The sequence below is a fragment of the Pseudomonas iridis genome (assembly GCF_017980685.1).
GTDB lineage: Bacteria > Pseudomonadota > Gammaproteobacteria > Pseudomonadales > Pseudomonadaceae > Aquipseudomonas > Aquipseudomonas iridis.
In genome coordinates this window covers 314,144-337,110 of record NZ_JACXXO010000001.1, presented here as the reverse complement: position 1 = coordinate 337,110, position 22,967 = coordinate 314,144, and the positions used below count along the sequence as shown (strand labels likewise).

Annotated in this window: 24 protein-coding genes and 1 tRNA gene; 18 read left to right on the top strand and 7 right to left on the bottom strand. The window is 58.2% G+C overall.

The annotated features are described in order from the left end of the window. Positions 1 to 131 precede the first annotated feature (131 nt). Together IEQ42_RS01535 and IEQ42_RS01530 are read left to right on the top strand one after the other, a co-directional pair. Positions 132 to 386, top strand: a complete 255-nt coding sequence (locus IEQ42_RS01535; RefSeq protein ID WP_042558064.1) for an FAD assembly factor SdhE — start codon at positions 132 to 134, stop codon at positions 384 to 386. Next, complete coding sequence (locus IEQ42_RS01530) at positions 370 to 822, top strand: protein YgfX (protein WP_210702339.1); 453 nt, start codon at positions 370 to 372, stop codon at positions 820 to 822. Before IEQ42_RS01535 ends, IEQ42_RS01530 begins: the two co-directional genes overlap by 17 nt. Here IEQ42_RS01530 and nadB read toward each other — a convergent pair. Further along, the gene (nadB, locus tag IEQ42_RS01525) at positions 791 to 2,407 is read right to left on the bottom strand and encodes an L-aspartate oxidase (protein ID WP_210702338.1); all 1,617 of its coding nucleotides are present in this window, start codon (positions 2,405 to 2,407) and stop codon (positions 791 to 793) included. The genes IEQ42_RS01530 and nadB overlap by 32 nt on opposite strands. Before the next feature lie 558 nt (positions 2,408 to 2,965). Here nadB and rpoE point away from each other — a divergent pair. The 4 genes from rpoE (at position 2,966) to IEQ42_RS01505 (ending at position 6,777) form a co-directional block, all read left to right on the top strand. Next, positions 2,966 to 3,547: an RNA polymerase sigma factor RpoE/AlgU gene (gene rpoE / locus IEQ42_RS01520; RefSeq protein ID WP_003172477.1), complete on the top strand. Its 582-nt coding sequence runs from the start codon at positions 2,966 to 2,968 to the stop codon at positions 3,545 to 3,547. A 30-nt stretch (positions 3,548 to 3,577) separates the two neighbouring features. Beyond that, entirely contained in the window at positions 3,578 to 4,165 is a 588-nt protein-coding gene (locus IEQ42_RS01515) for a sigma-E factor negative regulatory protein (RefSeq protein WP_210702337.1), read from the top strand. Positions 4,166 to 4,173: 8 nt separating this feature from the next. Continuing rightward, positions 4,174 to 5,139, top strand: a complete 966-nt coding sequence (locus IEQ42_RS01510; protein WP_210702336.1) for a MucB/RseB C-terminal domain-containing protein — start codon at positions 4,174 to 4,176, stop codon at positions 5,137 to 5,139. A 207-nt stretch (positions 5,140 to 5,346) separates the two neighbouring features. Then, the gene (locus IEQ42_RS01505; protein ID WP_210702335.1) at positions 5,347 to 6,777 is read left to right on the top strand and encodes a DegQ family serine endoprotease; all 1,431 of its coding nucleotides are present in this window, start codon (positions 5,347 to 5,349) and stop codon (positions 6,775 to 6,777) included. A gap of 80 nt (positions 6,778 to 6,857) precedes the next feature. Here IEQ42_RS01505 and IEQ42_RS01500 read toward each other — a convergent pair whose 3' ends face one another. Continuing rightward, positions 6,858 to 8,291: a M48 family metalloprotease gene (locus IEQ42_RS01500; RefSeq protein WP_210702334.1), complete on the bottom strand. Its 1,434-nt coding sequence runs from the start codon at positions 8,289 to 8,291 to the stop codon at positions 6,858 to 6,860. A gap of 99 nt (positions 8,292 to 8,390) precedes the next feature. Between IEQ42_RS01500 and IEQ42_RS01495 the strand changes: the two genes are divergently transcribed. Beyond that, positions 8,391 to 8,630 (top strand): sulfurtransferase TusA family protein, encoded by a 240-nt coding sequence (locus tag IEQ42_RS01495; protein ID WP_210702333.1) that lies wholly within the window; start codon positions 8,391 to 8,393, stop codon positions 8,628 to 8,630. A gap of 31 nt (positions 8,631 to 8,661) precedes the next feature. After that, positions 8,662 to 9,732, top strand: a complete 1,071-nt coding sequence (locus tag IEQ42_RS01490) for an AI-2E family transporter (RefSeq protein WP_042558072.1) — start codon at positions 8,662 to 8,664, stop codon at positions 9,730 to 9,732. A 111-nt stretch (positions 9,733 to 9,843) separates the two neighbouring features. Here IEQ42_RS01490 and IEQ42_RS01485 read toward each other — a convergent pair whose 3' ends face one another. Both IEQ42_RS01485 and IEQ42_RS01480 read right to left on the bottom strand, forming a co-directional pair. Continuing rightward, positions 9,844 to 10,317: a peroxiredoxin gene (locus IEQ42_RS01485; protein ID WP_210702332.1), complete on the bottom strand. Its 474-nt coding sequence runs from the start codon at positions 10,315 to 10,317 to the stop codon at positions 9,844 to 9,846. A gap of 10 nt (positions 10,318 to 10,327) precedes the next feature. Next, positions 10,328 to 10,888, bottom strand: a complete 561-nt coding sequence (locus IEQ42_RS01480) for a glycine cleavage system transcriptional repressor (RefSeq protein WP_047300076.1) — start codon at positions 10,886 to 10,888, stop codon at positions 10,328 to 10,330. 337 nt (positions 10,889 to 11,225) lie between these two features. Between IEQ42_RS01480 and dapA the strand changes: the two genes are divergently transcribed. The 5 genes from dapA to IEQ42_RS01455 all read left to right on the top strand — a co-directional run bounded on the left by dapA (position 11,226) and on the right by IEQ42_RS01455 (position 14,918). Then, positions 11,226 to 12,104, top strand: a complete 879-nt coding sequence (dapA, locus tag IEQ42_RS01475; RefSeq protein ID WP_042558075.1) for a 4-hydroxy-tetrahydrodipicolinate synthase — start codon at positions 11,226 to 11,228, stop codon at positions 12,102 to 12,104. Between the two features lie 17 nt (positions 12,105 to 12,121). After that, a complete protein-coding gene (gene bamC / locus IEQ42_RS01470; RefSeq protein WP_210702331.1) occupies positions 12,122 to 13,237 on the top strand; it encodes an outer membrane protein assembly factor BamC in 1,116 nt (371 codons plus the stop codon). A gap of 4 nt (positions 13,238 to 13,241) precedes the next feature. Then, a complete protein-coding gene (locus tag IEQ42_RS01465; protein WP_210702330.1) occupies positions 13,242 to 14,003 on the top strand; it encodes an MBL fold metallo-hydrolase in 762 nt (253 codons plus the stop codon). Between the two features lie 28 nt (positions 14,004 to 14,031). After that, positions 14,032 to 14,745, top strand: a complete 714-nt coding sequence (purC, locus tag IEQ42_RS01460) for a phosphoribosylaminoimidazolesuccinocarboxamide synthase (RefSeq protein ID WP_042558078.1) — start codon at positions 14,032 to 14,034, stop codon at positions 14,743 to 14,745. Positions 14,746 to 14,828: 83 nt separating this feature from the next. Then, positions 14,829 to 14,918: transfer RNA gene (locus IEQ42_RS01455), tRNA-Ser, on the top strand. Positions 14,919 to 15,252: 334 nt separating this feature from the next. Here IEQ42_RS01455 and IEQ42_RS01450 read toward each other — a convergent pair. After that, positions 15,253 to 15,444 carry a YegP family protein gene (locus IEQ42_RS01450; RefSeq protein WP_150617663.1) on the bottom strand — a complete coding sequence of 64 codons (192 nt, stop codon included), beginning with the start codon at positions 15,442 to 15,444 and terminating at the stop codon, positions 15,253 to 15,255. Positions 15,445 to 15,794: 350 nt separating this feature from the next. On the opposite strand from IEQ42_RS01450, the gene IEQ42_RS01445 reads away from it, so the two are divergent. Both IEQ42_RS01445 and IEQ42_RS01440 read left to right on the top strand, forming a co-directional pair. Beyond that, on the top strand, positions 15,795 to 16,715 hold the full coding sequence (locus IEQ42_RS01445) for a LysR substrate-binding domain-containing protein (protein WP_047300083.1): 921 nt from the start codon (positions 15,795 to 15,797) through the stop codon (positions 16,713 to 16,715). A gap of 70 nt (positions 16,716 to 16,785) precedes the next feature. Further along, entirely contained in the window at positions 16,786 to 17,145 is a 360-nt protein-coding gene (locus IEQ42_RS01440; protein WP_047300084.1) for a 5-carboxymethyl-2-hydroxymuconate Delta-isomerase, read from the top strand. On the opposite strand, the gene IEQ42_RS01435 is transcribed toward IEQ42_RS01440, so the two are convergent. Then, positions 17,142 to 18,077: a LysR family transcriptional regulator gene (locus IEQ42_RS01435; RefSeq protein ID WP_210622168.1), complete on the bottom strand. Its 936-nt coding sequence runs from the start codon at positions 18,075 to 18,077 to the stop codon at positions 17,142 to 17,144. The two genes, IEQ42_RS01440 and IEQ42_RS01435, sit on opposite strands and share 4 nt — an antisense overlap. A 185-nt stretch (positions 18,078 to 18,262) precedes the next feature. Then, a complete protein-coding gene (locus IEQ42_RS01430) occupies positions 18,263 to 19,447 on the bottom strand; it encodes a cyanate transporter (protein ID WP_210702329.1) in 1,185 nt (394 codons plus the stop codon). Positions 19,448 to 19,759: 312 nt separating this feature from the next. Here IEQ42_RS01430 and IEQ42_RS01425 point away from each other — a divergent pair, with 312 nt between their 5' ends. The 3 genes from IEQ42_RS01425 to IEQ42_RS01415 all read left to right on the top strand — a co-directional run bounded on the left by IEQ42_RS01425 (position 19,760) and on the right by IEQ42_RS01415 (position 22,962). Further along, positions 19,760 to 21,409, top strand: a complete 1,650-nt coding sequence (locus tag IEQ42_RS01425; RefSeq protein ID WP_210702328.1) for a phosphoethanolamine transferase — start codon at positions 19,760 to 19,762, stop codon at positions 21,407 to 21,409. Positions 21,410 to 21,538: 129 nt separating this feature from the next. Then, a complete protein-coding gene (gene rnd, locus IEQ42_RS01420) occupies positions 21,539 to 22,672 on the top strand; it encodes a ribonuclease D (RefSeq protein ID WP_210702327.1) in 1,134 nt (377 codons plus the stop codon). Next, on the top strand, positions 22,669 to 22,962 hold the full coding sequence (locus IEQ42_RS01415; RefSeq protein ID WP_210702326.1) for a YcgL domain-containing protein: 294 nt from the start codon (positions 22,669 to 22,671) through the stop codon (positions 22,960 to 22,962). The genes rnd and IEQ42_RS01415 overlap by 4 nt, the downstream gene beginning before the upstream one ends. The last annotated feature ends 5 nt before the right edge of the window (positions 22,963 to 22,967 follow it).

Below are 22,967 nucleotides of genomic sequence, written 5' to 3'. Positions count from 1 at the left end.
AGACTGGGGCACATCATAAGGGCGCGTTGTTGAAATGGGTAGTTGATAAAGGATCGGTGGTGCCCGACCAAAGCCGACTGTGCGAGCGGCATATGGGCTGTATACTTGCCGCCAAATTTGAGGAGGGCCCCATGGTCGAACAAGTTGAACTGAATCGCCTCTTTTGGCACAGCCGTCGCGGCATGCTTGAGCTTGACGTGTTGCTGGTGCCATTTGTGCAGGAGGTTTACGCAAACCTGAACCAAGTCGATCGCGATCTGTATGTCCGTCTGCTGACTTGCGAGGATCAGGACATGTTCGGCTGGTTCATGGAGCGCAACGAGTCCGAAGATCCGGAGCTGCAACGCATGGTTCGCATGATCCTGGATCGTGTTCAGCCCAAGTAATACGTCCGAATGCCGCTGGCATGCCTCACGGCAGTTGCTGGCGGCGTATCTGTTGGCCCAGGCATTCGCTCTGGGTGCCTTGTTTGTGCTTTCCATTCCCTTATGGGCGAGCTTGCTCGGGGCTTTCGTTTGCCTGCTTCACGGGTTTTGGGTGTTGCCGCGGCAGATTCTGCTCAGTCATCCCAAGGCAATGCGCGGTTTGCGTCGAGACGGCGACGGCTGGCAATTGTGGAATCAGGCGGATGGCTGGCAAGCGGTGCAGTTGCGACCGGACAGCCTTGCACTGCCGCTGATCGTGGTGCTGCGTTTTCGTTTGCGCGGTGAGTGGCGCGTCAGATCGATCTGCGTACCACGGGACTCGCAGGCGACGGATTTGCATCGACGCCTGCGAGTGCGGCTCAAGTTCAGCCGACGTAGGTGGGCGGCACCAGAATAGTGTCGAGCGCTTCGGGCAGCAGGCCAGGGTAGTCGAGGGTGTAATGCAGGCCGCGACTTTCCTTGCGTTCCATGGCCGAGCTGATCATCAGCTCCGCCACTTGCGCGAGATTGCGCAGCTCGATCAAATCGCGACTGACTTTATAGTTGCTGTAAAACTCGTCGATCTCGTCCAGGAGCAGACGCACGCGATGTTGAGCCCGTTGCAAGCGCTTGTTGGTCCGCACGATGCCAACGTAGTCCCACATGAATCGCCGCAGTTCATCCCAGTTGTGCGCGATGATTACGTCTTCATCAGAGTCGGTCACCTGGCTGGCGTCCCAGACGGGTAGGGTGCTTGGCGCTGTGACGTCATCCAGTTGCGCCAGAATATCTGCCGCCGCCGACCGGGCGTAGACGAAACACTCCAGCAACGAGTTGCTGGCCATGCGGTTGGCACCGTGCAGGCCGGTGAAGCTGGTTTCGCCGATGGCGTACAAGCCCGGCACATCGGTGCGACCATGCTGATCGACCATTACGCCGCCGCAGGTGTAGTGCGCGGCGGGAACGACCGGAATCGGTTGTTTGGTGATGTCGATGCCAAAGCCCAGGCAGCGCTCATAAACAGTCGGGAAGTGCGTCTTGATGAACGCTTCGGGTTTGTGGCTGATGTCGAGATAGACGCAGTCGACGCCCAGACGCTTCATTTCATGGTCGATGGCCCGGGCGACGATGTCGCGCGGCGCCAGTTCGGCGCGCTTGTCGAAGCGATACATGAAGCGTTCGCCGTTCGGCAGCTTCAAATGCGCGCCTTCACCACGCAGGGCTTCAGTGATCAGGAAACTCTTGGCCTGTGGGTGGTACAGACAGGTGGGGTGAAACTGGTTGAATTCCAGGTTCGCCACCCGGCAGCCCGAGCGCCAGGCCATGGCGATGCCATCACCGCAGGCGCCGTCGGGATTGCTGGTATAGAGGTAAACCTTGGCCGCGCCACCAGAGGCCAGAATCACGAAGCGCGAGCCGTAGGTGTCGACTTCGCCGGTCGCGCGGTTGAGCACATAGGCACCGAGGCAGCGATCGCCGTCCATGCCCAAACGTCGTTCGGTAATCAGATCGACTGCCACCCGCTGTTCCAGCAGTTCGATGTTCGAGCGCTCTTTGGCCTGGGTCAGCAATGTTTTGAAGATCGCAGCGCCCGTAGCATCGGCTGCATGGATGATGCGCCGGTGACTGTGGCCGCCCTCGCGGGTCAGATGGAATTCGAAACCGCCGTCTTCAGTGCCGGACTGTTCGTCGCGAGTGAACGGCACGCCTTGGTCGATCAGCCACTGGATGGCTTCGCGGCTGTGTTCGACTGTGAAGCGTACGGCGTCCTCATGGCACAGGCCGCCGCCCGCATTCAGGGTGTCATCGACGTGGGATTCGACAGTATCGGTGTCGTCCAGCACGGCAGCGACTCCGCCCTGGGCCCAGAACGTCGAGCCGTTGGCGAGATCGCCCTTGCTCAATACGGCAATGCGCAGATGACCTGGCAGGGTCAGCGCAAGACTCAAACCGGCAGCACCGCTGCCAATGACCAGAACATCGTGTTGGAACTGTTGGCTCATTTCAGCATTCCGCTCAAAGCGACCCGGGTCGGGGTTGGCGCATGACACCTGAATCGGCGAGTCAAGACAGCCACACAGCCCACTAGTATATAGAGGGGCAGGTCGGCACAATAGCCGTGCCCAGATGGCATTGTGAAACTACTGTGACGGAAAAAGCCGGGTACTTCGTCGGAAGAATTTTTCCTCGGTTTCGGGGGAAGGCGACTGTATCGGCGCTGAAACAGCCTTTTTCCGTTCAGTGTTGCTCAATGTCGGGCAGGTGCGGCTATAAATAATTGGAACTTTTGCCAAAGGCCCAAGATCAATAGACCGTGCCAGAAAAAGGGACAGTGTCGGTTTCAGTGAGGAATCTGCGATCTGGGTTCCTACCGGCGAAACCGATGACAAGATTATTCGCGCAGCCGGTTTATCCCGCGCTGCGTTTTTCGTGCGTGCCAAATCAGAGCCCGCAGGAAACTTGCTTGGAGGGGGAGAACTTTTGCGAAAAGCCCGAGTCTATGTTTGCAAGTCTGGTCGTTTAGTTATGCAAGTCTCCTCCGGGCCTATCGAGGAGTGTTCATGCTAACCCAGGAAGAGGATCAGCAGCTGGTCGAGCGCGTTCAACGTGGCGACAAGCGAGCTTTCGATCTGCTGGTGCTGAAATATCAGCACAAAATTCTCGGGTTGATCGTGCGTTTTGTGCACGACACCCATGAAGCCCAGGACGTAGCTCAGGAAGCCTTTATCAAGGCGTATCGAGCACTTGGAAACTTTCGCGGTGACAGTGCGTTTTATACGTGGCTGTATCGTATTGCCATCAACACGGCAAAGAATTACCTCGTTTCACGCGGCCGTCGGCCGCCGGATAGCGATGTAAGCTCTGAGGATGCAGAGTTCTACGACGGCGATCATGGCCTCAAGGATCTCGAATCACCAGAACGAGCACTGTTGCGGGATGAGATCGAAGGCACCGTCCATCGAACCATTCAGCAACTACCAGAGGATTTGCGTACGGCTTTAACTTTACGTGAATTCGATGGTCTGAGTTACGAGGACATTGCGAGCGTCATGCAGTGTCCGGTGGGTACCGTGCGCTCCCGGATTTTCCGCGCTCGGGAAGCCATCGATAAAGCCCTGCAGCCGTTGTTGCAGGAAAACTGAGACAGCGGCGACAGCCAAGAGAGGAACGCCATGAGTCGTGAAGCCCTGCAGGAATCGCTGTCCGCAGTGATGGATAACGAAGCGGACGAACTGGAATTGCGTCGAGTGATCAATGCGCTGGACGACGTTGAAACCCGTGAAACCTGGGCTCGTTACCAGATCGCTCGGGCAGCCATGCACAAGGATCTGCTGCTGCCACGTCTGGATATCGCTGCGGCAGTGTCTGCTGCGCTGGAAGACGAAACGGCCCCGGCCAAAGTATCTCGCAGCCCATGGCGCAACCTCGGCCGTCTGGCTGTTGCAGCCTCGGTAACTGTTGCCGTTCTGGCTGGTGTTCGCCTGTACAACCAGGACGAAATTGCCGGTGTTGAACTGGCCCAGCAGTCCAACCAGCCAACCCTGGCCACTCCGCAGGTCAAAGGCCCGGCTGTTCTGGCAGGCTACAGCGAGAGCTCCGAAGCCACAGGCCCAATGGCCAACGGTGTATTGCAAGGTCAACCGGGTTGGCATGATCAGCGTCTGCCAAGCTACCTGCGCCAGCATGCTCAGCAAGCTGCGCTCGAAGGTACTGAAAGCGCGTTGCCTTATGCACGTGCCGCAAGCCTGGAAAACCAATAAGGAGGATCATGCGCGCCATACCTCTACTTTCGCTTCTGCTCAGTGGCTGGTTCGTTGTTCCAGCCCACGCTGATGAGGCCCAGGACTGGTTGATCCGTCTGGGCCAGGCCGAGCAGCAGCAAAGCTTTCACGGTACTTTCGTTTACGAGCGTAACGGTAGTTTTTCTACCCATAACATCTGGCATCGTGTCCAGAATGGTCAGGTCCGCGAGCGTTTGCTTCAGCTCGACGGTTCGGCACAGGAAGTCGTGCGCATTGATGGACATACTCAATGCGTGAGCGGCACCCTGATTGCAGGACTGGGAGATTCTCCGAACGCTGCCGCCCGTCCTCTCGATCCCAAAAAGCTGAAAAACTGGTATGAACTTGCCGTCGTTGGCAAGTCGCGCGTGGCTGGTCGAGACGCAGTGATCGTATCGCTGACGCCTCGTGACCAGCACCGTTACGGTTTTGAGTTGCACCTGGACAAGCAAACCGGTTTGCCGCTGAAGTCGTTGCTGTTGAACGACAAGGGGCAATTGCTCGAACGTTTCCAGTTCACCAGCCTCGATACTGACAATGTCCCGACGGATAAAGACTTGCTGGCAGATGCCGACTGCAAGGTTATTAGCCTCGACAGTGACAAGGCTTCTGCCGTCAAGACCGCTCAGATGTGGCATTCGGACTGGCTACCGCCGGGTTTTGAGCTGACCAGCAGCACGTCGCACAAAGACCCAAAAACCAAGGTTCAGGTTACTAGTCTGATGTACGACGATGGTCTGGCGCGCTTTTCGGTTTTCCTTGAGCCTTTGAACGGCGCTACCGTTACCGACACCCGGACGCAGTTAGGCCCTACTGTCGCGGTATCCCGACGCCTGACGACACCTGAGGGCGAAATAATGGTGACGGTTGTCGGCGAGATTCCGATTGGCACCGCCGAACGAATCGCGCTGTCGATGCGTAATCAAGATGTCTCTGCAACCAGCAAGCAGTGAGCTGATTACATTCATTTCCACTTCGTCGTCGAGAGCTGGAAATGTTTGCTGAGCATTTTCATTTGCAAATACTCCAAAAGTTTTTTATAGGTCAGAGCCTCACGGCTCTGGCCTTGTTTGTTGTTCCCGGAACAAAAATGCCGGACGGTGGTTTCCGGTGTTCCTTGCTCCATATCGCTTAACCCTGCTCGTCGTAACGGGAGCTGTATGTCGATACCTAGCTTGAAGTCTTATCTCTCCATTTTCGCCACCGTGCTGTTGCTCGGTCAGGCGATCCCTGCTGCGCAAGCGGCCGATCTGCCTGATTTCACCCAACTGGTCGAACAGGCTTCGCCGGCGGTGGTGAACATCAGTACCACGCAGAAACTGCCGGATCGCAAAGTCAACCAGCAGATGCCTGACCTTGAAGGCTTGCCGCCAATGCTGCGCGAGTTCTTCGAACGCGGCATGCCACCTCAGCAGCGTTCGCCGCGTGGCGATCGTCAGCGTGAAGCGCAGTCGTTGGGTTCGGGTTTTATCATTTCCCCGGATGGCTACATCCTGACGAATAACCATGTGATTGCCGATGCAGACGAGATTCTCGTCCGTCTGGCTGATCGCAGCGAAATGAAAGCCAAACTGGTCGGCACCGATCCGCGTTCCGACGTGGCCCTGCTGAAAATCGAAGGGAAGGATCTGCCGGTACTCAAACTCGGCAAATCCCAGGATTTGAAAGCTGGTCAGTGGGTAGTGGCAATCGGTTCGCCATTCGGCTTTGACCACACCGTTACCCAAGGCATCGTCAGCGCCGTTGGCCGCAGCCTGCCGAACGAAAACTACGTGCCGTTCATCCAGACCGACGTGCCGATCAACCCGGGCAACTCCGGCGGCCCGCTGTTCAACCTGAACGGTGAAGTGGTCGGGATCAACTCGCAGATCTACACCCGTTCCGGCGGCTTCATGGGCGTTTCGTTCGCGATCCCTATCGATGTGGCGATGGACGTTTCCAATCAATTGAAGAGCGGTGGCAAGGTCAGCCGCGGCTGGCTGGGCGTAGTCATCCAGGAAGTTAACAAGGATCTGGCCGAATCGTTCGGGCTTGATAAACCGGCCGGTGCGCTGGTTGCACAGATTCAGGATGACGGTCCGGCTGCCAAGGGCGGTCTGCAAGTGGGCGACGTGATCCTGAGCATGAACGGTCAACCGATCGTCATGTCTGCCGATTTGCCGCATCTGGTTGGCGCACTGAAGTCTGGCGCGAAAGCCAATCTGGAAGTGATCCGTGATGGTAAGCGCAAAAACGTCGAGCTGACGGTTGGCGCTATCCCGGATGAAGAAAAAGAGCTGGATGCGCTGCCGAAGTCTGGCGCTGAAACCAGCAGCAACCGCCTCGGCGTTGCCGTGGCCGAGCTGACGGCTGAACAGAAGAAAACCTACGACCTCAAAGGTGGTGTGGTGATCAAGGAAGTGCAGGACGGTCCTGCTGCCCTGATCGGTCTGCAACCGGGTGATGTCATCACTCACCTGAACAACCAGGCCATCGGCTCCAGCAAGGAGTTCGCCGAGATCGCCAAGGCGCTGCCGAAGAACCGTTCGGTGTCGATGCGCGTTCTGCGTCAAGGCCGTGCGAGCTTCATCACCTTCAAGCTGGCTGAATAATCCGGATTGAGCGGTAAATAAAAACCGCCTCGAAAGAGGCGGTTTTTTTATGCCTGAAGCATTTCAATCGCGAAGAAGCGTCAGCCCATCATGTCCTTGACCATGCGTTCCTGCTCCATCAGCTCGCGCTGGCGGGCATCGATCCGCGAGGACAGCGGGAAGTTGCTGCCAGCCTTGCGCTTGGCGAAATCCAGTTGCTGGATCGCCTGACGGTAATCGCCGACCAAGGCAAAGTATTCGGCACGCGCCTGGTGCAGGCCAATGATGTTGCCAGACAAGCCACGGGTTTCGGCAACCTGATACCAGACATCCGGATCATCCGGGCGAGTCTTGAGCAATCCTTCCAGCGCTTTTTCGGCATCCGCCGCGCGGTTCTGCTTGAGCAGAAGATCGACTCGAACCTGATTCAGTGGATAGTTGCCGGGGTATTGCGTGAGCATTCGCTCAACCCGCGACTGGGCATCGGGCAGGCGATTGTTGGTGATGTCCAGATCGATCTGAGTGAGGTTGTAGATGATCTCGTTCGGAGCTTTGGCCAGTAACTGTTTGAGGTTCTCCCGCGCCTCGTTCAACTGACCGCCCTTGATCTGCGCGATGGCCAGACCATAGCGGGCCACGTCGTTTTGAGGGTTCTCGTCCAGTTGCGCACGGAAACGCTTGGCGCCCAGTCCTGGTGTCTCTTCGTAGATCAACTGCACGCGGGCGCGAATCAGCTGATAACGCTTGGTATCTTCGATGCCTCCGGGCCTGGCCTGTTCGGCGCGGTTGCGGGTGTCGGCGATCCGTGATTCGGTCACCGGGTGAGTCAGCAGGAATTCCGGTGGTTTGGCGTCGAAGCGGTATTGACGCATCAAGCGCTCGAACATGGTTGGCATCGAGCGTGGGTCGTATCCAGCCTTTTCCAGATTGAGGATGCCGATACGGTCGGCCTCCTGCTCGTTCTGGCGGGAGAAACGCCGCTGCTCCTGAAGCGCCGCTGCCTGAGTACCGGCAATGGTCGCGATCCCGGCGTCACCGCCGCCGGCCGCTGCAATCACGATGCCGGCCAGCAGCGCCGCCATCATCGGCACTTGCATGCGTTGCGAAGCTTCGACGCCGCGCGCAAAGTGGCGCTGCGACAGGTGAGCCAATTCGTGAGCCAGCACCGAAGCGTATTCGCCCTCGGTCTGTGCGTTGAGGAACAAACCGCCGTTGACCCCGACCACGCCGCCCGGCGCCGCGAAGGCGTTGAGCTGAGGGCTGTTGATCAGGATGAACTCCAGGCGTCGGTCGCTGACCTGGCTGGTCTCCACCAGCTTGTAAACGCTGGATTCGACATAGTCTTTGAGTTGCGGATCATTTAGCTGTGAAACCTGGCTGCGCAACATGGCCAGCCAGGCGCGACCGAGCTGGTATTCCTGTTGCGGCGAGACGATGGCAGAACTGGCGTCGCCGAGTGACGGCAGATCGTCGGCAAAGCCTGGTGAGGCGAGCAGGCAAGCGAGCGTCAGCAGGGTAGGGCGCAGAAAAGTCATGCACAAAGCCTTAGAAGACAAAGACCTTACTGTAGCCGGACACCGGGCTTGCGACCAGATATTCTAGGCTGCTCGACTGACCTGATACGGAGTGACGCAATGACTGACGCTTTAGCCCATGACGCAGAGCTGGACGCCAGCGGCCTGAATTGTCCGTTACCGTTGCTCAAGGCAAAAATGGAACTCAACAAGCTTGCAAGCGGCGCGGTGCTCAAGGTGATCGCCACCGATGCGGGCTCCCAGCGCGACTTTCGCACCTTTGCCAAGTTGGCCGGTCATACGCTGCTGCGCGAAGAAGACGAAGCGGGCGTCTACCGTTACTGGTTGAAAAAAGCCTGAAACCGACATCGCCAAAACCTAAGGATTATTGATGTTCAAAGTGTTACGCGACTGGATTCAGCGCTACTTCTCCGATGAGGAAGCCGTGGTGCTTGCCGTGCTGCTGGTGCTGGCGTTTACCGCGGTGCTCACCCTCGGCGGCATGCTCGCGCCGGTACTGGCCGGGATGGTGCTGGCATACCTGATGCAGGGCCTGGTGGTGACGCTGGAGCGTCTGCGCGTACCAGGCGCTGTTGCGGTGGGATTGGTGTTTGCGCTGTTCATGGGCGCGCTGATGCTGTTCATTGTCGTGGTGTTGCCGCTGCTCTGGCACCAGTTGATTACGCTGTTCAATGAGCTGCCGGGCATGCTCGCCAAGTGGCAATCTTTGCTGCTGCTGCTGCCGGAGCGCTATCCGCATCTGGTCTCCGATGAGCAAGTGTTGCAGGCGATCGAGGCCGCGCGCGGCGAGATCGGCAAGTTCGGCCAGTGGGCGTTGACGTTTTCGCTGTCGAGTCTGCCGCTGCTGGTGAACATCATGATCTATCTGGTGCTCGTACCGATCCTGGTGTTCTTTTTCCTCAAGGATCGGGCAATGATCGGCGAGTGGGTGCGCGGCTACCTACCACGTGAGCGGGCGCTGATCACGCGAGTGGCGCAGGAAATGAACCGGCAGATCGCCAATTACATTCGCGGCAAAGGCATCGAGATCGTGATTTGCGGCGGTGTGACTTACATCGCTTTCGTCGCACTCGGGCTCAACTATGCCGCGCTGCTGGCGTTGCTGGTCGGTTTGTCGGTGGTGGTGCCGTATGTCGGCGCGGTAGTGGTGACCGTGCCAGTGCTGCTGATTGCGTTGTTCCAGTGGGGCTGGAGCGATCAATTCATTTATCTGATGGCGGTCTACGGAATCATCCAGACACTGGATGGCAACGTGCTGGTGCCGTTGCTGTTTTCCGAGGCGGTCAACCTGCACCCGGTGGCAATTATCTGCGCGGTGCTGCTGTTCGGCGGGTTGTGGGGTTTTTGGGGTGTGTTCTTTGCGATTCCTCTGGCGACGCTGTTCAAGGCAGTGCTCGATGCCTGGCCGCGTAAGGAACCCGTGGTGGCGCCGCTGCTTTAAAACAAAAGATCGCAGCCTGCGGTAGCTCCTGCAGTTTTCGGTGTCACCGCACAATATGCGATCGGACATCGAACATGCAGGAGTTGCCGCAGGCTGCGATCTTTTTGATCCTCAGGCTTTATTCAGCGCTTGAGCGGCAGCCAGGACCGCATCGACATGCCCCGGCACCTTCACGCCACGCCATTCCTGACGCAGCACGCCGTCCTTATCAATCAGGAACGTGCTGCGATCAACACCCAGGTATTCCTTGCCGTAAAGCTTCTTGAGCTTGATCACGTCGAACAACTGGCAGACAGCCTCGTCCTTGTCGCTGATCAGCTCGAACGGAAACTCCTGCTTGCCCTTGAAGTTCTCGTGAGACTTCAGGCTGTCGCGGGAGATGCCGAAGATTTCCGTATTGGCGGCCCTGAACGCCGCGTACTGATCACGAAAGCCCTGACCCTCGGTGGTGCAGCCCGGGGTGCTGTCCTTCGGATAGAAGTAGATCACCACTTGCTTGCCCTTCAGGGCAGACAGGCTGACGGTTTGCCCGCTGGTGGCAGGTGCTTCGAAATCCGCAACCGGTTGGTCGATGACAACGGCCATGAAAGCTTCCTTACATTGGGTTTTGTGGGCGCCAGGGTTCGATCAGGGCATCGAGGTTCATGGCGTCTGAGAAATCCAGGAACTGATCACGCAGCCAACTGATCTGGGTGCCGGCCGGCAGGGTCACGGTGAACGTGGCGTTGAGCATGGTGCCACCGGTCTGCGGTGCCTGATACGTGTCGCACGTCAGGTTTTCCAGTTCGACATTGTGATCCATGAAGAACTGGCACAGCTCATTGATGATGTCCGGACGATACGCCGAGCTGACGTAAGCCACGTATGGCAGCGCCTGCGGACGGTTCTCCAATGGTGCGCTGCGCACCACGTTGACGGTGAACGCGTGCTTCTTGGCGAGACCTGACAGGCTGCCTTCCAGGCGTGCGAGGGCGTCCCAGCTGCCAGAGATTTCGAGAATCAGCGCGCTGCACTCGCCATGGCGGGTCAGGCGGGATGTAACCACGGCGCAGCGATTTTCATGGCTGGCGCGGCACAGGACGTTAGTCAGCTCCATGGGGTTGGCGCCGAGGGCACTGATGACAAGGAATTGTTCGCGAACTGTGGGGGTGGACATGCAGCATTCCTAAAGCGATGAGCGGTCGGTAGGTTTACGGGCGTTGATCGCCGCAGAGTGCCCGTGTGCCCATTAAGGCTGTCCGTTCAGAAAGCCCCGGCAAGCGCTCGCGGCTCGCTCCACTCAACGGGAGCGCGTCGATGCGACGCTGGAACGGGGCCTGGGAGGCCGAAAAGGGAGGCTGAAACCCGGCGTACAAGCTGATCAGTACCGATCAAAGTCTGAAGGGTAGCGAAAAGCGACGCCAAGGGGAATGGCGGCAGCGCAGTACTTTGCTTGTGCAAGCATCTTGGCGCCAGTACCATTACCGCTCTCTTTTTCCGGCAGGAGCGGTTTCATGATTGCGGGCAGTATGGTGGCACTGGTCACTCCCATGGATGCACAAGGGCGTCTTGACTGGGACAGCCTCAGCAAACTCGTGGACTTCCACCTCAAGAACGGCACCCATGCCATTGTCGCGGTCGGTACTACCGGCGAGTCGGCAACCCTTGATGTAGAAGAACACATCGCCGTCATCAAAGCCGTGGTCAAACAGGTTGCAGGCCGCATTCCGGTGATCGCCGGCACCGGCGCCAACTCGACTCGCGAAGCCGTCGAGCTGACCCGCAACGCCAAGGAAGCCGGCGCCGATGCCTGCCTGCTGGTCGTTCCGTACTACAACAAGCCGACTCAGGAAGGCTTGTATCAGCATTTCAAACACATCGCTGAATCGGTCGACATCCCACAGATTCTCTACAACGTTCCTGGCCGCACGTCTTGCGACATGCAGGCCGAGACCGTGATTCGCCTGTCCACCGTGCCGAACATCATCGGCATCAAGGAAGCCACCGGCGATCTGGTCCGTGCCAAAGCGATCATCGATGGCGTGAGCAAGGACTTCATCGTGCTGTCCGGCGATGATCCAACCGCCGTCGAACTGATCCTGCTGGGCGGCAAGGGCAATATCTCTGTTACTGCCAACGTCGCTCCGCGCGAAATGGCTGATCTGTGCGAGGCCGCGCTCAAGGGCGACGCCGAGACCGCACGGGCCATCAACGAAAAACTGATGCCGCTGCACAAAGACCTGTTCATCGAAGCCAACCCGATTCCGGTGAAGTGGGCTTTGGTTGAAATGGGCCTGATGCACGAAGGCATCCGCCTGCCACTCACCTGGCTGAGCACTCCTTGTCATGAAACGCTTCGCTCGGCCCTGCGCCAGTGCAGCGTCCTGGTTTAATTGAGGAAGTACAACGCATGAAGCGAATGGCCGGACTTTCCGCACTTGCCTTGATTATCTCCAGCACCAGCGGCTGCGGATGGGTCTGGGGGCCGGAAGGTTATTTCCGCGACCGTGGTAGCGATTACCTGCAAGCGCAACAGACTGCACCGATGCAACTGCCAGCGGACGTCAGCACTTCCAAGCGTCTGGATCCGCTGCTGCCGATCCCGCGCAACGTCGCTGACGACACCGCCAAGGGCGAGTACGTGGTTCCACGTCCTCAGCCGTTGTCGGCCGTTGCCGATGCCAGCGACTACTCGCTGCAGAAGAGTGGCGATACCCGTTGGGTCGTGGCCCAGCATCCACCGGCCGAAGTCTGGCCAGTGGCTGTGCAGTTCTTCCAGGACAACGGTTTCCGTCTGGATGAACAGCGTCCGCAAACCGGCGAATTCACCACCACCTGGCAGCACTCCGACGAGCTGTCGGCAGCAATGGCCAAGCGTCTGAGCGCAGCCGGCGTCAGCACCGACAGCGAAACCCGCGTTCGTGTGCGGATCGAGCCAGGCGTGCAGCGCAACACCAGTGAAATCTACGTGGTCAGCGCCGAGCGTCCTGCCGGCAGCAGCGCCGATGTGGCCTTCACCAACCGGTCGGTCAACACGGGTCTGGACGCCGCTCTGGTCGACGACATGCTCGCGAGCATGAGCCGTATCTCCGAGAAGGGCGGTTCGGTGTCGATGCTGGCGTCCCGTGATTTCGATACCCCGAGCCGCGTCAGTCTCAACGAAGACGGCAGCGGTAACCCGGTGTTGAACGTCGGTACCGACCTTGACCGTGCCTGGTCGAGCGTTGGCCGTGCACTGGAACAAGGTGAATGGCGTGTTGAAGACATCAACCGCAGCCTGGGCCTGTACTACATCAACCTGGCCGAAAAAGCCGAGAACAAAGACGACAAGCCTGGTTTCTTCAGCGGCCTGTTCGGCAGCGCGCCGAGCAAGGAAGAAGTTGAAGCCCGTGCCGAGCGTTATCAGGTTCGCCTGAGCAAGGTTGGCGAGAACATTCAGGTGACCGTCGAGAAAAACATCAACACCGTTGCGCCGGCTGACGTGGCGCGCAAAGTGTTGAGCGTAATTCAGGACAACCTGGGCTGATCACATGCGTTTTGCCGTTCTCGGCAGCGGTAGCCAAGGGAACGGCACGCTGATCGCCAGTGCTGATACGTATGTGCTGGTGGATTGTGGTTTTTCCCTGCGGGAAACCGAAAAACGCCTGTTGCGCCTGGGTGTAAACCCGGCGCAACTGAGCGCGATACTCGTAACCCACGAACATGCCGACCACGTGCATGGCGTGGGTTTGCTGTCTCGGCGCTACAATCTGCCGGTCTACCTCAGTCGCGGCACACTGCGCGGGATGCGCAAACCGATTGAGCCCGCAGGCTTTCTGGCCGGCGGCGAGCAACTGCAGATCGGTGCACTGAATATCGGGGTCATTGCCGTGGCCCACGATGCGCAGGAACCGACCCAGTATGTATTCAGTGACATCGAGCAGCGGCGCTTCGGCCTGCTGACCGACCTGGGTTCCTACTGCGAGCGGGTGCTGGACGGTTATCGGGATCTCGATGCGTTGATGATCGAATCCAACCATTGCCGTGACATGCTGGCCCGTGGTCATTACCCGTACTTTCTCAAGCAGCGGGTGGGCGGCGAGCTGGGACATTTGAACAACCATCAGGCGGCATTCCTGGTGTCCGAGCTGGGCTGGCAGGGGCTGCAACATCTGGTCCTGGCTCATCTGAGCAGCAAGAACAACTTGCCGCAGCTGGCCCGACAATGTTTTGTCGACACCCTTGGGTGCGACCCGGACTGGCTGCAACTGGCCGATCAAGATTCAGGGCTCGACTGGCGCCACATCGCCTAGCCCACCTACTTAGCAAGCGGAGCCCATCATGGAAAAACGTGAAGAACTCTACCGCGGCAAAGCCAAATCGGTTTACAAGACCGACGACGCTGACCGCTTGATCCTGCTGTTTCGCAACGACACTTCGGCGTTCGACGGCAAGCGCATCGAACAGCTCGACCGCAAAGGCATGGTGAACAACAAGTTCAACGCCTTCATCATGCAGAAGCTCGAAGCGGCCGGTATTCCGACCCAATTCGACAAACTGCTGGGCGACAACGAGTGCCTGGTGAAGAAGCTGGACATGATCCCGGTCGAGTGCGTCGTGCGTAACTACGCCGCGGGCAGCCTGGTCAAGCGCTTGGGTGTGGAAGAGGGCATCAAGCTCAATCCGTACACCTTCGAACTGTTCCTGAAGGACGACGCCAAGGGCGACCCGTTCATCAACGAATCCCACGTTGTGGCATTCGGCTGGGGCACCGCCGAGCAACTGGTCCGCATGAAAGAACTGTCGCTCAAGGTCAACGAAGTCCTGAGCAAACTGTTCGACGACGCCGGCCTGCTGCTGGTCGACTTCAAGCTTGAATTCGGCGTATTCAGCGACGGCTCCATCGTCCTGGGCGACGAGTTCAGCCCGGACGGCTGCCGTCTGTGGGACAAGGACACCAAGAAGAAGATGGACAAGGACCGCTTCCGTCAGGGCCTCGGTGACGTTATCGAAGCCTACGAAGAAGTCGCCAATCGTCTGGGCGTACCGCTTTAATCGACGCAAGCATCTGATAGCACGCAGATTTTTTCGAAAGAGGGTTTGCTTTCGGTAAAAGTGTTGTTATGATGCGCGCCGTTGGAGAGATGCCAGAGTGGCCGAATGGGACGGATTCGAAATCCGTTGTACCTTCACCGGTACCTAGGGTTCGAATCCCTATCTCTCCGCCATACATAGAAAAAGCCCCGTAGATGAAAATCTACGGGGCTTTTTCGTTTCTGGTTTAGGCTCTCAAGCTCTGGTTCTGCGTCTGCCGACACCTCTTATCAAACACAGAAAAAGCCCCCAGGACGAACCTGTGGGGCTTTGCATCAGTTGAAATGCTTGTCGTCTTTCGCTTTATCTCTAGCCATTTCTGCGGCTCCTTTTGAGTTCAATGATTGGGTGAAACCGGGCCGGATGACCCCATGCGCCGCAGAGCGTAGGAGAGGAAAGGAGGCCCGCTAGTCGTTAAAGAAAAAAAGGAAAAGGCTGGAGGACGGTGTCGCGCAGTGACTCTCGCGGTTAAATTTCCTTAACCGGTGTATCCCCCTGCGCACCCTTGATCAACTCGATCACGTGTAAACAATCCGCCTTGTTCACATACGACTCGCCACTGGCGATGGTCTCGTGATTGCCCGCGCGCAGTCTCCAACGCCATTGGCCTTTGCCTGTAGTGGGGGTGCCTCTGGATTGCCTGTAAATCTCGAAATACATTCAGTTCGCTCCATGCGATTAATACGTGCGACAGCCTGTGTGGCGCATCGACGCAAGCCTAGCGCAGGCGGTTTTTTTGGCCATCGGACATTTGTTTCCAATCGTTGGAGGATGTTTCTGAAGGGCTTGAGCCAGAGCGTCTGGTGTGTCCGGTTGATTGGCTGTATGGCGTTCTTTCTCGACAGACTTTTCCCGCGCTCCCATGAGGTTTTTTCGTCAGTTGCTCGATCTTGAGTTGGTCAGTTGGACGGGTTTGAATCGCTTGCCGGTGGACCGACGCATCATGACGATGGACGCCGCCCCCCAGGCCTTTCTACACTGCCCGCATTCCGGGGAGCAGGGGGCTATGGATGAACCGCAATGAACTTCGCAAGGCTGACATCAACCTGATGGTGGTGTTCGAGACCTTGATGCTCGAACGCAACGTCACCCGCGCGGCGGAAAAGCTGTTTCTCGGCCAGCCGACCATCAGCTCGGCGCTCAACCGATTGCGCACGATGCTCAACGATCCGTTGTTTATTCGCGTCGGCCACCGTATGGAGCCGACGGCCCGCGCCGAAGATATCTTTCGCCACCTCAAGCCTGCGCTGGATTCGCTGTCGGTGGCGCTGAGCCTGACCCGCGATTTCGATCCGGCGGTGAGCACCATGACCTTCCGCATCGGCCTGTCCGATGACGTCGAGTTTGGCCTGCTGCCGCCGCTGTTGCGCGCGCTGCGTCAGGAAGCACCGAGCGTCGTGTTCGTTGTGCAACACGTCGATTACTGGCGGATTCCCGACTTGCTGGCCGCCGGCGACATCACCGTCGGCATCAGCCAGACCCGTGGCCTGCCGGCCAATGCCAAACGCAAATTGCTGCGGCACATTCAGCCGAGCATCCTGCGTGCCGACGCCTCCGATACACCGCTGACCCTCGATGAATACTGCGCGCGTCCGCACGTGCTGGTGTCCCACACGGCCAACGTCAGCGGCTTCGCCGACGAGTGGCTGGCGGAACTCGGTCGTACCCGTCAGGTGGTACTGTCGGTGCCGCAATACAGCGCGTTGCCGGCGCTGTTGGCCGGCACCGACCTGATCGCCAGCCTGCCGGACTACACCGCCGCAGCCATGGCCACTTCCGGACTGCTGTTCAAAGAACCGTTCCCGTTCAAGACGCCGACGCTGGACCTGTCGATGGTCTGGCTCAGCCACGTCGACAGCGACCCGGCCGAGCGCTGGTTGCGCTCGCGGCTTGAAGCGTTCATGAGCGAAAGACCTCTGATCCCGGCGTGACCCCAACAAGGGCGCTGCGATTTGCTGTGTTATATGTATGCCCCCCCAACCCGCTGACTGGAGCATCCCCATGCCACACCTGCACATGGAATACACCGCCAACCTGCCGCAGTTGAACGCCGACCTCGCGTTGATCCGGCTAAACAACACTTTGGTGGGTTCCGGTCAGTTCGCCGCCGAGTTCGATATCAAGAGCCGTGCGGTAAAGGTTGAAACCTTCAAGGTCGGCACGGCCATGGGCGAGCGGGCGTTTGTGCATGTGAAGCTGGCACTGCTCAGCGGTCGTTCGGCGGAGACCAAGAAGCAGCTGTCGCAAAGTCTGCTGGCGGTGTTGCAGGAGCTTTGCGAATGGCCGGCCGGCGTCGAGGTGCAGTTGTGTGTGGAACTGTTGGATATCGACCGCGAGTCCTACAGTAAAGCCGCCATTTAGCCTGCTTCCAGCTCGCTGCACACCTTGATCACTTGCTCGCGCAGCCACACGTTGGCGCTGTCCTGATCGGCGTTCTGGCTCCATTGCATATCGAGGGTGAATCCCGGCAGGCCATTGGGCGCCTCACAGTGATTAAACACCGCGTCGTTGGTGAGTAAACGCTGGATGCGCCGGGGCAGGGTGAGGATGAAATCGGTGCCGGTGATCATCTTCAGTGCGGCGCTGTAACTGTTCGAGCGCGCGACGATCTGGCGTTTCTGTGCCTGCCGTGCCAGCCAACCGTCGACCATATTGGTGGTGGACGTCCAGGGTGTCGGGAACACATGCCGCCGCTCGGTGAACGCTTGCAGGCTCAGGCGCGGCTCCAGTGGCGTGGCGCGTTTGTCGAAGACGCAGACCAGGTCATCCTCCAGCAACATTCGCGATTTCAGGTCAGTGTGGTGGCGGTGAAAATTGGGGCCGAAACTGATCACCAGATCAAGGCTGCCGTCGCGCAATTCGTCGGCCGGGACGTCAGTTTCGAACTTGTGCACGTTGACCATCACCGGCAAGTCATCGAAGTCGAAACGTTTCAACAGGCGCGGCAGAATCAGTTGCTCGAAATATTCCGGAGCGCAGATGTTGAACGTGACCGCTTGCTGGGTCGGGTTGAACACCGGGGCGCCGGCGTGGCACAGGTTGATACTTTCAAGAATCTTCTGCACATGGCCGTACATGCTGCAGGCCTTGTAGGTGGGGCGCATGCCGGTGCGAGTGTTGATGAATAGCTCGTCTTCGAAACTGGTTCGCAGTTTTTTCAGGCAATAACTGACGGTGGACTGACTGACAAACAGCGTTTCCGAAACATCGGTGACGCTGCTCTGCTCATACACGGCGACAAACACCATGAGATCCTGCATGTCGAGTTTTCGAAGCAAGTTACTGTTCAGCATCCGTACTGTCTCGCTGTGCTCCTTGCGCTGAATACGCGCAAACGTGTGCGAACGATCCTAACGGAACGATGGTTCCAGGACAAAGCCTTGTAGGACATTTCACGGACAGTTGTGGGACAGAAAGTTTTAGTAAGACGACTTCATCAATCAAACCGCTGAAACATGGCCAGAGGCCTCTAGCCCGATCATTGGAACTGGCGTGCGTAATGCCGGGGATCGAAACGCCACACCATGTGAAGCATGACCACCATCACTGCGGTCAGTGACCACCACGCCCATTCGAAGCTGCCCAGCTGATCGCGGATCATCCCCGCCATCAGTGGCGAGAGCCCGGCAATCAGATAGCCGATTCCCTGTACGAAGGCGGTCAGCCCTCCGGCGCGCTGCGGGTTGTCGAGGTGGTCGAGCGAGACGATCAGGCTCATCGGAAACAAGCCGCCAATCCCCAGACCCAGCAGGCACGGCCACAACAGGCTGAGGGATTGCGGGCTGAGGATCAGTCCACAGAAACCGCCAATGATCAGCCCGAGAAGCGCCATCAGCACCACACGACGATCACGGCTGCGATTGGCGATGGCGGGCACTACCAGGCCGGAAATCACCTCCATGGCGGTCAGAAAACCTAACAACAGCCCGGCGTTTTGTTCGCTCCAGCCTTTTTCAACGTAGTACGGCGCGAGCCAGGCGAGCACGCACGTGTAGGACGCTGTCCCCAGGCCGAAGAAGATTGCGAGTAACCAAGCGCGGGAATGTGTGAAGAAGGATTGTTTTCTTACAGCTGGCGCCGAGTCCCGAGGCGTATTCGCCCGCTGTGCCCACCAGAACAACAATGCCAGCAGCGCCAGCCCTGCCCATATCGCCAGACCGACGCGCCAACTGCCAGTGCGTGACATGACCAGTGGTGCAAACGAGGCGGCGATGGCCGCGCCGCCCATGATCGAGGTCACATACAGGCCCATGCACAGCGCCACGTTGTCGGGAAAACGCGACTTGATGAACGCTGGCATCAAGGCCTGAATCAGGGCGATCCCGAACCCGGCGAGCACGGCACTGACAATCAGCTCGGCGGCCGAATCAACAAACAGGCGTGCCACGGTCGCCAGGCCAATGATGGCCAGCGACATCAGTACCGTGCGTTGCTCACCGAGGCGCTGGCTGATGCCCATTGCGAAAAACATTGCCAATCCCATCGCCATGACAGGGAGCATCGTCAGCAACGAGGCGACGCTGAAACTCAACGCAATATCGCCACGTATCGCCGATAACAGCGGACCAACTGCCGCCATCGATGGGCGCAGGTTAAGGCCGACCAAGACGATGCCGAGCATGAGCCAGGTTGCGGGGCGGGCGGTGATGCGGACGTTTTCCATGTTCAGACCTTAAAACCGAAGGCTGACGATTAGGCGCGTACTCACCTGACTGGGGCAAACCAGAAAATCCACGACCCCACCTAAAAATCAAATAACCTCGCGACCCCCTGCAGGAGGATCCTGCGATTCGCTGAACCAGACCTGAATCATTCCCAAATACTTCGCAAGTTTTGGCTTTTAGCCATCAACCAACTAATCGTTATCTTCTTTTTCACAAAAAATTGATGGTTTCCTGCTTAAAGTTTGTGCTGTCCGAGTCAATGAACTTTTCACAGTTGGCGATGGCACTTCTCTTCAGGAATATCCTTAATCATGTTGAAGTTAAAAGCCGTGCGCCCGGAATGGGTGACGTTGTGTGCCAGTGCGTTTTTTTTAGCTGGATTCAACTTTGTGCTTTGGCAGCACCTGTTCGCGATTACCTCGGCGGATGCCAAGGGCATAGCCATGCGTGTCGCTTTCGGGGTTATGATCTTCGCGGCCTTCAACATTGTGCTGACCTTCCTGGCGTTTCGCCGAGTATTGAAACCGGTACTGATGTTGCTGTTCCTGATCAGCGCCGGTGTGGCTTATTTCATGAGCCAGTATGGTGTGTTGATCGATGCGGGAATGTTGCGTAACTTCGCTGAAACCAATGTCACCGAAGTTCGTGATCTGCTTTCTCTGAAGTTGCTCGCTTATATAGTCTTTTTAGGTGTGGTGCCGTCCTGGTTACTGTGGAAAGTTCCAGTCAACTACCGCCGTTGGCACCGCGAGTTGTTCAGCAAGGTTATTGTGAGCTTTGCCTCAGTGGCGGTCATCGGTGGGGTGGCGCTGGCCAACTACCAGGGTTTGTCATCCTTGTTTCGCAATCACCACGAATTGCGCCTGATGCTGGTGCCGAGCAACTACATCGGCGCATCGGCCGGCTATTTGCGTGAACAAGTCGCTTCTGCGCAGCAGCCATTCGTCAAGATCGGCGAAGATGCTCAGCGCGATGTTGCCTTGCAGAATCATCCGCGCAAATCCTTGACCGTACTGGTGGTGGGTGAAAGTGCGCGGGCGGAGAACTTTGGCATTCTCGGGTATGACCGCGACACCACGCCAACACTCGACAAGGAAGCAGGGTTGATTGCGTTTACCGATGTACATTCCTGCGGCACGGAAACGGCGGTCTCAGTGCCGTGCATGTTCTCCAACATGGGCCGCAAGAACTACGACGCCAGTAAGGCGAAGAATGAAGAGGGTTTGCTGGATGTGCTCAAGCGCGCGGGGATTGACGTGATTTGGCGCGATAACCAGTCCGGCTGCAAAGACACCTGTAATCGCGTCACTGTGCAAGACGTCAGCAACTTGAAAGACCCGACGTTGTGCGCCAACAGCGAATGTCGCGACGAAATTCTCCTGCAAGGCCTGCAGGGTTTTATCGATCATCTGGACAAGGACACCGTGCTGGTATTGCACCAGATGGGCAGTCACGGCCCGGAGTACTTCAAGCGTTATCCGAAGGAGTACGAGCACTTCACCCCGGTCTGTGAAAGTAATGCACTGAACAACTGCAGCCGCGAAAGTATCGTTAACGGTTACGACAACACGCTGGTGTACACCGACCATGTGCTGTCGAGTCTGATTGATGTGTTGCGTAGCAATCAGGACAAGGTCGATACCGCCATGCTGTATCTGTCTGATCACGGGGAGTCGCTGGGCGAGTACAACCTGTTCCTTCACGGCACGCCTTACATGCTGGCGCCGGAGCAGCAGAAACATGTCGCCATGCTGGCGTGGTTCTCCGACAGCTATCAGAAGTCCTACTCGGTCGACACGCATTGCCTGCAAATGAGTCGCGACAAGCCGTTGAGCCAGGACAACCTGTTTCATTCGATGCTGGGCCTGCTGGAAGTGCACAGCTCGGTCTACCAGCAGGATCTGGATATGTTCGCGGGCTGCCGTGGCGCGGTGATCGACGGGGTGTTGGCCAAAGAGTGAGCCAGCAGACTCACCTTGTAAGACTATTCTTCCTTCAGGCGGGAGATTTCATCAAGCTCTTGTCCAGTTGAGGCGCGGAAACCGCCAGTGGCGATATATACTGCGCGCCATTCTTCAAGGGAGAGCCGTGTGGCCATCGATATTCACTGGATTCGCGACAACGAAAGCCTCGCGCAATTTTGCGCCGAGTGGCAGCAGCTGCCTTTCGTGGCCATCGACACCGAATTCATGCGGGTCGACACCTTCTACCCGATTGCCGGCCTGTTACAGGTTGGCGACGGCAAACGCGCCTACCTGATTGACCCGCTGAGCATCAATGCCTGGCAACCACTGGCCGCACTGCTGGAAAACCCGGCGGTGCTTAAAGTCCTGCACGCCTGCAGTGAAGACCTCGAAGTCCTGTTGCGCCTGACAGGCAGCCTGCCAGCGCCAATGTTCGACACGCAATTGGCCGCCGCTTATCTGAACCTCGGGTTCTCGATGGGTTATTCGCGGCTGGTGCAATCAGTGCTCGGCATCGAACTGCCGAAGGGCGAAACCCGCTCCGACTGGTTGCAGCGTCCGTTGTCCGACACGCAAATCAGCTACGCCGCCGAAGATGCCGTGCATCTGGCGGAGGTTTTCGTACAGTTGCGCCCGAAACTGTCTGACGACAAGTTCGCCTGGGTACTGGAGGATGGCGCTGAACTGGTCGCCAACCTGCGTCGCGAAACCGATCCGTACGAGGTTTATCGCGACGCCAAACTGGCGTGGAAACTGTCCCGTGCGCAGTTGGCCGTGCTGCGCGAACTGTGCGCCTGGCGCGAACGCGAGGCCCGCGCCCGCGACCTGCCGCGCAACCGTATCGTGCGCGAGCATTCGCTGTGGCCGCTGGCCCGCACGCAACCGGACTCGCTCAGTGCGTTGGGCAAGATCGAAGACATGCACCCGCGTACCGTGCGTCAGGACGGCGAATTTCTGCTTGATCTGATCAAGCGCTCTGGCAGTGTGGGCCCTGATCAATGGCCGCCCGCTGTGCCGGAGCCATTGCCGATCGAAGCGGCCGCGCTGATCAAGCAACTGCGCGCTCTGGGGCAAGCCGAGGCCGAGCGTCTGGACATCGCCCCGGAACTGATGCTGCGCAAGAAAACCCTCGAAGCCCTGGTCAAAAGCGGCTACCCCGGGGGTCCTTACCAATTGCCTGAGTCGCTGCGTGGCTGGCGCCGCGAACTCATGGGCCAGAAGCTGCTCGACAGCCTGGCCACCGCCGGAGAACAGCCTTGAAACGTATTTGCTCCATTTACCAAAGCTCGAAACGCAGCGGCATGTACCTCTATGTGCTCAAGAGCGATGAGCTTGAGCGTGTTCCGGAAGCCCTGATGCTGGCGTTCGGCAAGCCGAAACACTCGTTCAATCTGGTGCTGTCGCCGGAGCGCAAACTGGCCAGCGAAGATATCGTCGTGGTGCTGGAAAACCTCGAAAAGCAGGGCTATCACCTGCAAATGCCACCGGCCGAGGACGAGTACATCGAGCACTTGCCCGAAGAGTTGTTGCGCCGCAACGACCCAATGTGACCGGC

Bases quoted from the DNA above. Each gene is read 5' to 3' on its own strand.
- IEQ42_RS01535 (WP_042558064.1), top strand. From the start codon at position 132: ATGGTCGAACAAGTTGAACTGAATCGCCTCTTTTGGCACAGCCGTCGC.
- nadB (WP_210702338.1), bottom strand. From the start codon at position 2,407: ATGAGCCAACAGTTCCAACACGATGTTCTGGTCATTGGCAGCGGTGCT.
- rpoE (WP_003172477.1), top strand. From the start codon at position 2,966: ATGCTAACCCAGGAAGAGGATCAGCAGCTGGTCGAGCGCGTTCAACGT.
- IEQ42_RS01515 (WP_210702337.1), top strand. From the start codon at position 3,578: ATGAGTCGTGAAGCCCTGCAGGAATCGCTGTCCGCAGTGATGGATAAC.
- IEQ42_RS01510 (WP_210702336.1), top strand. From the start codon at position 4,174: ATGCGCGCCATACCTCTACTTTCGCTTCTGCTCAGTGGCTGGTTCGTT.
- IEQ42_RS01505 (WP_210702335.1), top strand. From the start codon at position 5,347: ATGTCGATACCTAGCTTGAAGTCTTATCTCTCCATTTTCGCCACCGTG.
- IEQ42_RS01500 (WP_210702334.1), bottom strand. From the start codon at position 8,291: ATGACTTTTCTGCGCCCTACCCTGCTGACGCTCGCTTGCCTGCTCGCC.
- IEQ42_RS01495 (WP_210702333.1), top strand. From the start codon at position 8,391: ATGACTGACGCTTTAGCCCATGACGCAGAGCTGGACGCCAGCGGCCTG.
- IEQ42_RS01490 (WP_042558072.1), top strand. From the start codon at position 8,662: ATGTTCAAAGTGTTACGCGACTGGATTCAGCGCTACTTCTCCGATGAG.
- IEQ42_RS01485 (WP_210702332.1), bottom strand. From the start codon at position 10,317: ATGGCCGTTGTCATCGACCAACCGGTTGCGGATTTCGAAGCACCTGCC.
- IEQ42_RS01480 (WP_047300076.1), bottom strand. From the start codon at position 10,888: ATGTCCACCCCCACAGTTCGCGAACAATTCCTTGTCATCAGTGCCCTC.
- dapA (WP_042558075.1), top strand. From the start codon at position 11,226: ATGATTGCGGGCAGTATGGTGGCACTGGTCACTCCCATGGATGCACAA.
- bamC (WP_210702331.1), top strand. From the start codon at position 12,122: ATGAAGCGAATGGCCGGACTTTCCGCACTTGCCTTGATTATCTCCAGC.
- IEQ42_RS01465 (WP_210702330.1), top strand. From the start codon at position 13,242: ATGCGTTTTGCCGTTCTCGGCAGCGGTAGCCAAGGGAACGGCACGCTG.
- purC (WP_042558078.1), top strand. From the start codon at position 14,032: ATGGAAAAACGTGAAGAACTCTACCGCGGCAAAGCCAAATCGGTTTAC.
- IEQ42_RS01450 (WP_150617663.1), bottom strand. From the start codon at position 15,444: ATGTATTTCGAGATTTACAGGCAATCCAGAGGCACCCCCACTACAGGC.
- IEQ42_RS01445 (WP_047300083.1), top strand. From the start codon at position 15,795: ATGAACCGCAATGAACTTCGCAAGGCTGACATCAACCTGATGGTGGTG.
- IEQ42_RS01440 (WP_047300084.1), top strand. From the start codon at position 16,786: ATGCCACACCTGCACATGGAATACACCGCCAACCTGCCGCAGTTGAAC.
- IEQ42_RS01435 (WP_210622168.1), bottom strand. From the start codon at position 18,077: ATGCTGAACAGTAACTTGCTTCGAAAACTCGACATGCAGGATCTCATG.
- IEQ42_RS01430 (WP_210702329.1), bottom strand. From the start codon at position 19,447: ATGGAAAACGTCCGCATCACCGCCCGCCCCGCAACCTGGCTCATGCTC.
- IEQ42_RS01425 (WP_210702328.1), top strand. From the start codon at position 19,760: ATGTTGAAGTTAAAAGCCGTGCGCCCGGAATGGGTGACGTTGTGTGCC.